Here is an 11256-nt window from a genome sequence, read left to right as displayed (position 1 = left end):
TCGTTCGTGTTCTAGTGCCGCATCATACCACGGTGAATCCGGCGAAGAACGGGTCCTCGCGATCGATCCAGATCGTGTTGAATCCCGTAGCGATCGCCGATCCCTCGATCGAGGGCACGATCGCGGCCTGCCCGCCGATCATCGTCTCCGCCTCGACCCGCCCGACGAAGCGGCTGCCGATATAGCTTTCATGCACGAAGCGGTCGCCGACCTGCAACCGGCCGGTCGCCGCCAGATGCGCCAGCCGCGCCGACGTACCGGTCCCGCACGGGCTGCGGTCGATCGCGCGCTCGCCATAGAAGACCGCGTTGCGCCCGTCCGCGCCGTCGCCCTTCGGCCGGTCGGCCCACAGCACATGGCTGACGCCCCGGATCGTCGGTTCCAGAGGATGGACCGGGTCATAGACCGCCCGCACCTGCTCGCGGATGGTCCGGCTGAGTTCCACGAGCCGCGCCGCGCCGAGATCGTCGAGGCCGGTATAGGCTCCCTGCGGCTCGATGATCGCATAGTAATTGCCGCCATAGGCGACATCGATCGACAATGGCCCCAAGCCCGGCACGTCGATCCGCACGTCCTGCGCCGCCAGATAGGCGGGCACGTTGCGGATCTTCACCGATCGCACCCGGTTGCCGTCGGCGACATAGTCGATGTCGATGACGCCGGCCGGCACCTCGACACGCAGCCTGCCCGGCTCGCGCGGGGTAATCAGGCCGTTCTCGAGCCCGAAGGTGATCATCCCGATCGTGCCGTGCCCGCACATCGGCAGGCAACCCGACGTCTCGATGAACAGGATCGCCGCATCCGCATCGCCGCACGGCGGGTACAGGAACCCGCCCGACATCATGTCGTGCCCGCGCGGCTCGAAGCATAGCCCGGTGCGGATCCAGTCGAACCGCGCCAGGAAATCCTGCCGCCGTTCCGCCATGCTGGCACCCCGCAACAGCGGCGCGCCCCCGGCCACCAGACGGACGGGATTGCCCGCCGTGTGGCCGTCGATGCAGAAGAAGGTGTGGCGCATCAGGCGGCGAGTGCCGCCTTGAGCACCGGGCGGGTCGCCGCGCACTTTTCGACCATCGCGATGACCTCGGCCCGGCGCGCCCCTTCGAGCGGCAGGCGCGGCAGGCGGACGCGTTCCGACCCGCGACCCATGATCTCTTCGGCCAGCTTGATCGACTGGACCAGATCATGTTCGGCATCGAGGTGGAGCAGCGGCATGAACCAGCGATAGATGCGCCGCGCCTCTTCCCAGTCGCCACGATAGACCGCCGCGATCAGCGCGACCGATTCCTGCGGGAACGCGCTGGTCAGGCCCGATACCCAGCCGCTGGCGCCGAGCAACATGCCCTCCAGCGCGACGTCGTCCAGACCCGCCATCACGATATAGCGATCGCCGAAGCGGTTGATGACGTCGGTGAAGCGGCGCGGATCGGGCGCGCTTTCCTTGACCGCGACGATGTTCTTGACCGGATCGAGCAGTTCGAGCGTCGCGAAGTCGACCGACACCCGGTATGCGGGCGGATTGTTGTACAGCATGATCGGCAGGCCGGTCGCGTCGGCGACGGTGCGGAAATGCGTCGCCAGTTCGTTCGGCGTCGGCACATAGACCATGGCCGGCAACAGCATCAGCGCATCGATGCCGATCGCCTCGACCTCCTGCGCGAACGCCGCCGCGCGGTGCGTCGTGAATTCGGACACGCCGCATACCAGCGGCACGCGCCCGCCGACCGCCTCGACACCGGCGCGCAGCACCGCATGCTTTTCCGCTACGTCGAGCGAATTATTCTCGCCACAGGTGCCGAGCAGGATCAACCCGTCGACACCATCCTCGACCAACGCTACCAATCCACGCTGCGTCGCGTCGATATCGACCGAACCATCCGCCGCGAACTGCGTCGTCGCTGCGGGATAGACGCCCGTCCACATGCTCGAACCAGAAACCACATCATCCTCCATGATCGTGATTTTCGTATACGATATTAAGTCGATGCTGCCAACTGAAATCGGGCGATTTTTTGCACCGATGCGGATTGATTCCTGTGCGAGGTCTGCAATTACGAAAAAGCGCGCGTTTGAGCTATTTAACCCGTGTCTCGGACATGCACGACGCCTCTGCGGATCGGCCCTTTCCCGGCGAAGGCGAGGCGTGTGCGAGAATGGCAACCTTGGTCAAGGACCGCCGTACCCCCGCGCACGCGGGGGTCCAGAGCCAAGGATAACAATGGCTTGCGCTTGGAACCCTGCCCCCCCCGCCTCCGCGGGGGTACCGCAAGGGGAGGGGCGCGGGACTTTCACAGAGGTCTCGCGAAGGCCAAGGACCTGACGGCCGACGCCGGTACCTCACCCGAACGCTTTCCCGACGGGATTTCGGTGTCCGCAAGACCGCCGCGACCATGCCGACTCCCGAGCCCCTGCCGCTTACCCCGAGACTCCCGCAAGAGCCCCTCGCGAAAGCTCGCCCCCTCACCCCGCCGGGTCGATCGCCCCCAGCCGCCCGGCGACCACCGGCCCCAACCGCGCGACGATCCGGTCGACGCCCTGCGCATTGGGGTGGATGCCGTCGGGCAGCATCAGCGCCCGGTTGCCCAGCACGCCCGCCAGAATGAACGGATCGAGCGTCGCGTCATATCGCTTGGCCATGTCCGGCCAGATGCGGTTGAACGTCGCGGCATAGTCCGGACCCAGATTGGGCGGCACCAGCATGCCGGTCAGGACCACCGGGATGCCGCGCTTCTGCAATTCATCCAGCATCGCGACGAAATTGGCCCGCGTCTCGGCGGGCGGAATCTGGCGCAGCACGTCGTTGCCGCCCAGCCCCAGCAGCACGAGGTCGGGTTTCCGGTCGAGCCGGTCGAGCGTATAGGCCAGCCGCTGCCGCCCCGCCGCGCTAGTATCGCCCGAAATCCCGCCATTCACGACCCGCGCGTTGATGCCGTCCGCGCGCAACGCATCCTGCAGATCGTCGGGCAGGCTGTCCCCGCGGGCGAGGCCATAGCCGGCATACAGGCTGTCGCCGAACGCCAGCACCAGCCGCTCCGGCCCGGCCACCGGCTTCACCGACGCCGCCTTGGGGCTTGCGGCGGACGCGGCATTGCTCACCGTCACCGGGATCGTCTCATTCCCCTCCGACAAATCGGGCTGACCGCATCCCGACAGCAGCAACGCGCCTTGGAGAATGGCGAACGCGCCCGCATATGTGGGTCCCTGCTTCGTCACTGGCGACAAACCTTCCATGCAATCCGTTTCGAACGATATGGTCATCGACGCGTGCGGTGTCACCCTGACGCTGGGCGAAGGCGACGCTGCGACCCGCATCCTGCACGGTATCGACCTTGCCGTCCCTGCCGGGACCAGCGTCGCGCTCTTGGGTGCGTCGGGATCGGGCAAGTCGTCGCTGATGGCGGTGCTGTCCGGCCTCGAACGCGCGACCGGCGGGCAGGTCCATGTCGCGGGCGCGGACTTCGGTGCAATGGGCGAGGATGATTTGGCCCGCGCGCGGCGCGGCCGGATCGGCATCGTGCTACAGGCATTCCACCTGCTGCCGACGATGACCGCGCTCGAAAACGTCGCGGTACCGATGGAACTGGCCGGGGTGGCCGACGCCTTCGCCCGTGCCGAAGCCGAACTGGCATCGGTCGGTCTGGCCCACCGCCTCCACCATTATCCGACGCAATTGTCGGGCGGCGAACAACAGCGCGTCGCGATCGCACGCGCGCTGGCCGGACGCCCGGCGCTGGTCTTTGCCGACGAACCGACCGGCAATCTCGACCGCGCGACCGGTCATGCGGTCATGGATCTGCTGTTCGAACGCCGCGCCGCGACACGGGCGACCCTGCTGGTCATCACCCACGACCCGGCGCTGGCCGAACGCTGCGACCGGGTGGTCGAACTGGCCGATGGCCGCATCGCGCGAGACAGCGCACGATGAGCGTTGCGCTGCGAAAGCCGCGCTTGCCCTCCCCAGCGAAGGCAAGCCCGATGCGAACGTCCCGGCCGGAGCCGCATCCACGCCGTACCCCGGCGGAGGCCGGGGTCCAGTTGGCAAGGTCTTTTGGTAGGATACTGACGTCCCCCAACTGGGTCCCGGCCTTCGCCGGGGTACGGATTTCGGACGTTCGCAGCGCCTTCGTACAGGCCCCACATCCACAAACGCGCGAACCGCACGCCCCTCACCGTACCCCCGCGCAGGCGGGGGTCCAGAGCGGCACACGCGACCGGCGTTTCTGCTTGGCTCCGGACCAGCCAACCCGCACGCCCCCCCCCCGAGCCACCGCATGACCGACTGGCGTCTCGCATGGACCTTCGCGCGTCGCGAACTCGATGCCCGCTTCCGTGGGCTGCGGCTATTGCTGGTCTGCCTGATCCTCGGCGTCGGTGCGCTGGCCGCGATCGGCAGCCTGACGCGCTCGATCACCGGCGAACTGTCCGCGCGCGGCCAGAGCCTGCTCGGCGGCGACCTCGAACTGTCGGTGTCGCAGCGCACCGCCGATCCGGCCGAGCGCCGGTCGATGGCGAGGCTGGGTCGCGTGTCCGAAACGCTGCGGATGCAGTCGATGGGTGTCAACTTCGGCGGGGAAACGGCCCCGATCGAGCTGAAAGCGGTCGACCGGTCCTATCCGCTCTATGGCGCGCTGACCCTGCAACGCGGCACCGCCCGCCCGCTGTCCCCGACCGAGACCTATGTGGGGCCGGCGCTGGTCGAACGGCTGAAACTGCGGGTCGGTGGCCCGGTCCGGTTCGGTACCGCGCGCTTCACCGTCGCCGGCATCATCGCCGACGAACCCGACCGGTTGAGCGAAGGATTCACCCTCGGCGCAGTGGCTTTGGTATCGCTGGAGGGATTGCAACGCACCGGCCTGATCGCGCCCGGCAGCCTGTACGAGAGCAAATACCGCATCGCCAGCCGCTATGACCCGGGGCAAGCGATCAAGGCGTTTACCGACCGCTATCCGGCGCAGGGCTGGGACAGCCGCACCCGCGACCGCGCCTCGCCCGGGGCCGAGCGCTTCCTGACGCGGATGGGCGAATTTCTGGTGCTGGTCGGCCTCACCGCGCTGGTCATTGCGGGCATCGGCGTCGGCAACGGCGTGTCGTCCTACCTCGCCACCCGCCGGTCGAGTATCGCGACGCTGAAGGTGCTCGGCGCGACCTCCGGCCTGATCGCGCGCGTCTATCTGTTTCAGATCATGGTAGTTTCTGCGATCGGCATCGCCATCGGACTGGCGATCGGCATTGCCGCCGTGCCGCTGATCGTGGCGGTCGCGGGCGACGTGCTGCCGGTCGCGCCCCGCTTCGCGATCCAGCCCCTGCCGCTGGTACAGGCTGCCGCCTACGGCCTGCTCATCGCCCTCGCCTTTGCCGCGCCGCCTTTACTGGCGGCAGGCGCGGTTCCTGCCGCCGGGCTGCTGCGCGGCGTCCATGACGGCCGTCGACCGCCGAGGTGGAAGGCGGCGGCATGGATGGGTGCAGCGTTCGCGGGGATCGTCGCGCTGGTCCTGACGACCAGCGAACGCCCATGGTTCGGCGCGGCGTTCCTTGCCGCCGCGGCAGGACTTCTCCTGCTACTATCGATACTTGGCTGGTCGATCCGCTGGGCCGCCGCGCGCCTGCCCCGCCCCCGCCGTCCGTTGTTGCGGCTCGCGGTCAGCGCGCTGCACCGCCCCGGCGCGCGTACCGGCGCGCTGGTCGTGGCGCTGGGCCTCGGCCTGACCCTGTTCGTGCTGCTGGCAACCATCCGCACCAGCCTCGACGCCAACATCGCCCGGACCGTTCCGGCGCGCGCCCCCGCGCTGTTCGCGCTCGACGTGCCCCCGGCCCGCGAATCGTCGTTCCGTGCAACCATCGTCACCTTCCAGCCCGACGCCGACATCCAGACCGTGCCGCTGATGCGCGGCACGATCACCGCCTATGGCACCACCCGCGTCGCCGACCTGAAAACCATTCCGGAGGGTGCCTGGGCGCTGCGCGGCGAACGCGGCCTGACCTTCGCCCGCGACCTGCCGCCGGGCAGCGAACTGGTGGCGGGAAAATGGTGGCCCGCCGACTATGCCGGCGAACCGCTGGTCTCGGTCGACGAACGCATGGGCGAAGCGCTGAATCTGAAGCTCGGCGACCCGCTGACGATCAGCGTCGCCGGGCAGGAACGCACCGCCCGCATCACCTCGTTCCGCAAGATCGAATGGGACACGATGGGCTTCAATTTCGTGATGGTGTTCAGCCCCAACGCCCTGTCCGACGTACCGCACAACCTTGCCGCGACGATCACCATGCCGCCGGGCCGCGAACGCGCCGTCATCCGCGCGCTGTCGGCCCGCTTCCCCTCGACCTCCGTGGTCGAAGTACGCGACGTGATCGGGCAGGTCCGCGATATCGTGTCGCAAATGGCCACCGCCATCGCTGCCGCGGCGGGCATCGCCATCCTTGCCGGCATCGCGGTGCTGATCGGCGCGATCGCCGCCGCGCGCGAAACCCGGACCTATGATTCGGTGATCCTGAAGACGCTCGGCGCGACGCGTGGCCAGATACTGGCGGCGCAGGCGCTCGAATATCTGTTGCTCGCCGTCATCCTCGCCGCCCTCGCCGCCGCGATCGGGATCGCGGGCGGGTGGTATGTCGTGGTCGAACTGTTCGCGTTCGACTGGCTGCCCGACTACCGCGCGATCGGCCTGACGCTGGCGACGGGGGTCGGGGTGACGTTGGGGATCGGCCTGCTCGGCGCGTTGCCGATCCTGAGTGCGAGGCACGGGGAGGGGGACCGCCGCGAAGCGGTGGTGGAGGGGGCGTTCCGAGCAACGGGGCGGTGCCGTCTGCCGACACCCCCCTCCACCAGCCTGCGGCTGGTCCCCCTCCCCGTGCCGGGGAGGATTTACAGCCACCAAATAAAAAACCCCGGCAGTTGCCTGCCGGGGCTTTTCGATCAAACCGCTGCGCGGGGAGCGCCGCCGCGACCGCGACCGCCCCGGCCGCGACCGCCGCCGGCACCGCCGCCACCCGGACGACCGCCGCCACCGGTACCGGCCTCACGCTGCGGCGGGCGACCACCGCCCTGCCCTTCGCTGCGCTGCGGCTGACCGCCGCGGGCCGGACCACCGCGACCATGCGCCGGCTTGGCACCATGGGCATGGGTCGCGCGCGGACGCGCCGGGCCACGCTCGCTGGGCAGACGCTCGGGACGATCGGGGGCATAGGGCGCACGGCTCGCCTTGATCTGCGCGCTCTGTTCGAGGAAGTCGGCAGGCAGCGGCACGACCTCGATCTTCTGCTTGGTCAGCCGCTCGATCCCCTTCAGGAACGGCCGCTCGTCATCGGCGCAGAAGCTGAACGCCACGCCCGACGCACCCGCGCGCGCCGTCCGCCCGATGCGGTGGACATATTGTTCCGAAACATTGGGCAGTTCGAAGTTCACGACATGGCTGACGCCCGACACGTCGATGCCGCGTGCGGCGATGTCGGTCGCGACCATGATCGGCACGGTGCCGTCGCGGAACGCGGCCAGTGCCTTCTCGCGCTGCGGCTGCGACTTGTTGCCGTGGATCGCGTTCGACGCGATGCCATTGGCCGCCAGCAGCTTCACGACGCGGTCGGCGCCATGTTTGGTGCGGGTGAACACCAGCGCGCGATCGATCTTCGTGTTGCGGAAGAACATCGTCAGCAGCGCCTGCTTCTCGGTCTGCTGCACGTGCGTGACATATTGCTCGACGCGCTCGGCGGTCGACGACACTGGCGTCACCGCGACGGTCGCCGGATCGGTCAGATACTTGTCGGCCAGTTCGCGGATATCCTTGGGCATCGTCGCCGAAAAGAACAGCGTCTGACGCGACTTGGGCACCATCGACACGATGCGGCGCAGCGCGTGGATGAAACCGAGGTCGAGCATCTGGTCGGCTTCGTCGAGCACGAGGATCTCGAGCTCGCCCAGGCCGAGGCACTTCTGGTCGATCAGGTCGAGCAGCCGGCCCGGCGTCGCGACGAGGATGTCGACACCCGCCGCCACGTCGCGGATGTTGCGCGGCACCGGCACGCCGCCGAACACGGTGGCGACGGTCAGCTTGCTGTGCTTGGCATAGGCGCGGGCATTGTCGGCGATCTGGCTGACCAGTTCGCGCGTCGGGGCCAGCACCAGCATGCGGCAGCGCATCGGGCGGCGACGGACATTAGCCTTTACCAACAGGTCGATCGACGGCAGCACGAAGGCGGCGGTCTTGCCGGTACCGGTCTGGGCGATGCCCAGCAGGTCGCGCCCTTCGAGCACGAGCGGGATCGCGTCGCGCTGGATCGGGGTGGGGGTTTCGTAATTCTTGGCGGCGAGCGCGTCGAGAATCGACTTCGACAAGCCGAGTGACTGGAAGGTCATGGCAGTTCCTGAAATAGGGTCCGGCACCCGAAACGCAGCAAGGCGCACGGGCAGCGGGCAAAAAATTGCGACCCGCGTGACTAGGGAAGCCGGTTGGAGCTGCGACGCGGAGCCGAGACCATCACGGTCCGATCACGCTGCCTGAAAAAGCGTCGCTGCACTGCGGTAGATACGCAAGACGGTCGCGATGGTCAAGCCACCGTCCGTTTTGCTTGTTTTCGCTATGGCAACCCGCAGATGAACACCGTACAGCCTGGATATGAACGAACTCGCCGCGTTCGGCGCGCCTTCCGGCGGTCCTGTTGCCGCCGACCCGGTCGACAACCTGCCGCGCCGCCAGTTGCGCTTGCTGGGGGAAGCAGCTGACAGGATGCTGGCCGCCGACGACCCGGCGGCGATGGTCGAGGACCTCTTCGCGCTGATCGCCGACGAATTGCGGCTCGACGTGTTCTTCAACTATCGACTGGACGCCGACGGCCTCACGCTGGTCGCCCATGCCGGCCTGACCGAGGCGGAGGCCGCGGCCGGTGGGCGGCTGGAGGTGGGGCAGGCAGTGTGCGGCTATGCCGCCAAGGAACGCCGCGCGATCGAGGCATTTGCGGTGCAGGCGTCGGACGATCCGCTGACCGGTTTCGTCCGGGACCTCGGGATCGACGCCTATGCCTGTACCCCGTTGATCCATGGATCGACGCTGCTCGGCACGCTCGGCTTCGGGCGGCGCTGGACCGACCGGTTCGATGCCGACGAACTCGCCTTTCTCCATACCGTCTGCCACTATGTCGCCCTCGCCAAATACCGGCTGAAGATCGAGGCCGAGTTGCGGGAGGGGATCGCGATCCGCGAACGCCTGCTCGGCGAACTGAACCATCGCGTCCGCAACGCGCTGCAAACCGCGGTCGCCGTGGTCCGGCTGGGCGCGGCGGATACCAGCGACGACACGGCAAAGGCCGCGCTGGCCGCCGCCGCCGCCCGGCTCGAAGTACTCGCCGCCGCCCATCGGCCGCTCTATGCCGTCGACACGCCGACCCAGATCGATATCGCCGCGCTGCTGGATGCGATCACCGAACGCGGCGATGGCGATCCGGTCGAGGTGACGACGCGCGGCACCGCCTGCCTGCCGATCGAACAGGCCGTCGCCGTCGCGCTGCTGGTCCATACGATGCTGGACCCCGATCCCGAGGCGCTGACGGCGGTCGTGATCGACGCCGGCGAGGATGCGATGCACATCGCCCTGACCGGTCCGACGATGGGGGTCGCCCGTCCCGCGCTCGACGATGGCCGTCTGGTGCGGGGCCTGTCGCGGCAGCTGCGCGCCACCGTCGCGCGCAACGGCACCGACCGCCTCACTCTCTCCATTCCGGGACGTGCCCATGGCGGATAAGCTGCGGATCATGCTGGTCGAGGACGAAGCGATCGTCGCGATGCTGGTCGAGGATGCGCTGACGCTGCACGGCCATATCGTCACCGGCATCGCCGATACGCAGGCGAGCGCGCTGGCGCTGGCCGAAGCCGACCGGCCCGATCTCGCGCTGTGCGACGTGCGGCTGGCGCAGGGGGATTCGGGCCGGACCGTCGCGGTCGCGCTGGCGGCGCGCGGCATCCCCTGCTTGTTCCTCAGCGGCAATTGCCCCGACGTCGCCGACCACCCGCTGATCCTCGGCTGCGTCGCCAAGCCGTTCTATACCGCCGGCCTCGGTTACGCGATCGCGGCGGCGATGGCCCGCGTGCATGGCGAGGCCCCCGAGAAGATTCCGAACGAGCTGCGCTTCTACGCACCCGTCGACTGAACCTGCCCACCGGCGACGTGGAACCGCGTCGCGTCGCCGGCGATCCCATCGAACAGCCCGGCCTCGGTTCCGGTCAGCCACACCTGCCCCACGCCCGCCGCGCGCGCGAACAGCGCCGCGCGGCGTTCCGGATCGAGATGCGCCGCCACCTCGTCGAGCAACAGCACCGGCCGACGCCCGGCAGGCCCGGCGACCAGTTCGGCATGGGCGAGGACCAGCCCCAGCAACAGCGCCTTCTGTTCGCCGGTCGAACAGCGCGCCGCCGCCTGTCCCCGGTCGCGATCGGTGACGATCAGGTCGGCGCGGTGCGGCCCGCTCAGCGCGCGTCCCGCCGCCGCGTCGCGCGCGCGCCCCGCCGCCAGTTCGCGCGCGAACAGGGCGGCGTCGCCATGCCACCCCTCCACCGTCAGGGCGGCGCGCGGGAAATCGGCGGCGGGCGTCTGCGCGATCCGCGCGTCGAGCATCGCCACGCAATCGGCCCGCGCCGCACCCAGCGCCACGCCATGTTCGACCATCCGCGCCTCCAGCGCCGACAGCCAGTCGGGATCGGGTGCGGCATCCTCCGCCAGCAGACGATTGCGCTGCCGCATCGCCGCGTCATACCGCGTCGCCTGCGTGGCATGGCCGGGCAACAGCGCCAGCGTCATCCGGTCGAGAAAGCGTCGCCGCTCGCCCGCCGGTTCGACGAACAGCCGGTCCATCGCCGGGGTCAGCCACAGCACCGACAGCCATTCGGCCAGCACCGTCGCCGATGCCCCCGCCCCGTTCACCCGCACGATCCGCCGTTCTGGGGCATTGGCCTGCGTCCCCGTGCCCAGTCGCACATCGCCCGCCAGTTCGGCAGCGACGCCGAAGCCGCCCGCCCCGCCCTCGCGCGCCATGTCCGACAGCGCGGCACGACGCAGCCCGCGTCCGGGAGCCAGCAGCGATACCGCCTCCAGCACATTGGTCTTGCCCGCGCCGTTCGGCCCGCTCAGCACGACGAATCCCGGCCCCGGTTCGAGTGTCGCCGCCGCGTGATTGCGAAAGTCGGTCAGGGTCAGTCGGGTCAGCATCTGCGACCGACCGTTACCCGCGTGCCCCGCCCGACGGAACCCGCCATGGTTCCGGCCAGGTTAT

8 protein-coding genes and 1 pseudogene are annotated in these 11256 nt (G+C 69.0%); 4 read left to right on the top strand and 5 right to left on the bottom strand.

Translation table 11 applies throughout. The features are described 5' to 3' along the window. Positions 1-22: 22 nt before the first annotated feature. From ASE50_RS08545 to ASE50_RS08535, 3 genes are all read right to left on the bottom strand, one after another. Positions 23-1018: a 4-hydroxyproline epimerase gene (locus tag ASE50_RS08545; RefSeq protein WP_056398633.1), complete on the bottom strand. Its 996-nt coding sequence runs from the start codon at positions 1016-1018 to the stop codon at positions 23-25. Continuing rightward, on the bottom strand, positions 1018-1953 hold the full coding sequence (locus ASE50_RS08540; protein ID WP_056398558.1) for a dihydrodipicolinate synthase family protein: 936 nt from the start codon (positions 1951-1953) through the stop codon (positions 1018-1020). Before ASE50_RS08540 ends, ASE50_RS08545 begins: the two co-directional genes overlap by 1 nt. Before the next feature lie 507 nt (positions 1954-2460). After that, positions 2461-3231, bottom strand: coding sequence for an arylesterase (locus tag ASE50_RS08535; protein WP_082438917.1), 771 nt, complete (start codon positions 3229-3231; stop codon positions 2461-2463). Here ASE50_RS08535 and ASE50_RS08530 point away from each other — a divergent pair. Continuing rightward, entirely contained in the window at positions 3230-3925 is a 696-nt protein-coding gene (locus tag ASE50_RS08530) for an ABC transporter ATP-binding protein (protein ID WP_056398555.1), read from the top strand. The genes ASE50_RS08535 and ASE50_RS08530 overlap by 2 nt on opposite strands. A gap of 346 nt (positions 3926-4271) precedes the next feature. Then, a pseudogene (locus tag ASE50_RS08525) lies at positions 4272-6737 on the top strand (ABC transporter permease); the annotation flags it as partial. Positions 6738-6913: 176 nt separating this feature from the next. On the opposite strand, the gene ASE50_RS08520 reads toward ASE50_RS08525, so the two are convergent. Then, positions 6914-8350: a DEAD/DEAH box helicase gene (locus ASE50_RS08520; protein WP_056398553.1), complete on the bottom strand. Its 1437-nt coding sequence runs from the start codon at positions 8348-8350 to the stop codon at positions 6914-6916. Positions 8351-8609: 259 nt separating this feature from the next. Between ASE50_RS08520 and ASE50_RS08515 the strand changes: the two genes are divergently transcribed. Further along, positions 8610-9731: a histidine kinase dimerization/phosphoacceptor domain -containing protein gene (locus ASE50_RS08515; protein ID WP_056398549.1), complete on the top strand. Its 1122-nt coding sequence runs from the start codon at positions 8610-8612 to the stop codon at positions 9729-9731. Next, the gene (locus ASE50_RS08510) at positions 9721-10137 is read left to right on the top strand and encodes a response regulator (protein ID WP_056398546.1); all 417 of its coding nucleotides are present in this window, start codon (positions 9721-9723) and stop codon (positions 10135-10137) included. The genes ASE50_RS08515 and ASE50_RS08510 overlap by 11 nt, the downstream gene beginning before the upstream one ends. Here the strand turns inward: ASE50_RS08510 and recF are convergent. After that, positions 10119-11192, bottom strand: a complete 1074-nt coding sequence (gene recF / locus ASE50_RS08505) for a DNA replication/repair protein RecF (protein ID WP_056398544.1) — start codon at positions 11190-11192, stop codon at positions 10119-10121. The two genes, ASE50_RS08510 and recF, sit on opposite strands and share 19 nt — an antisense overlap. Positions 11193-11256 lie beyond the last annotated feature (64 nt).

It is taken from the genome of Sphingomonas sp. Leaf5, assembly GCF_001421155.1.
Taxonomy (GTDB): domain Bacteria; phylum Pseudomonadota; class Alphaproteobacteria; order Sphingomonadales; family Sphingomonadaceae; genus Sphingomonas.
This window is presented reverse-complemented; position numbering and strand designations above follow the sequence as displayed.

Bases quoted from the DNA above. Each gene is read 5' to 3' on its own strand.
- ASE50_RS08510 (WP_056398546.1), top strand. From the start codon at position 9,721: ATGGCGGATAAGCTGCGGATCATGCTGGTCGAGGACGAAGCGATCGTC.
- ASE50_RS08535 (WP_082438917.1), bottom strand. From the start codon at position 3,231: ATGGAAGGTTTGTCGCCAGTGACGAAGCAGGGACCCACATATGCGGGC.
- recF (WP_056398544.1), bottom strand. From the start codon at position 11,192: ATGCTGACCCGACTGACCCTGACCGACTTTCGCAATCACGCGGCGGCG.
- ASE50_RS08515 (WP_056398549.1), top strand. From the start codon at position 8,610: ATGAACGAACTCGCCGCGTTCGGCGCGCCTTCCGGCGGTCCTGTTGCC.
- ASE50_RS08520 (WP_056398553.1), bottom strand. From the start codon at position 8,350: ATGACCTTCCAGTCACTCGGCTTGTCGAAGTCGATTCTCGACGCGCTC.
- ASE50_RS08545 (WP_056398633.1), bottom strand. From the start codon at position 1,018: ATGCGCCACACCTTCTTCTGCATCGACGGCCACACGGCGGGCAATCCC.
- ASE50_RS08540 (WP_056398558.1), bottom strand. From the start codon at position 1,953: ATGGAGGATGATGTGGTTTCTGGTTCGAGCATGTGGACGGGCGTCTAT.
- ASE50_RS08530 (WP_056398555.1), top strand. From the start codon at position 3,230: ATGCAATCCGTTTCGAACGATATGGTCATCGACGCGTGCGGTGTCACC.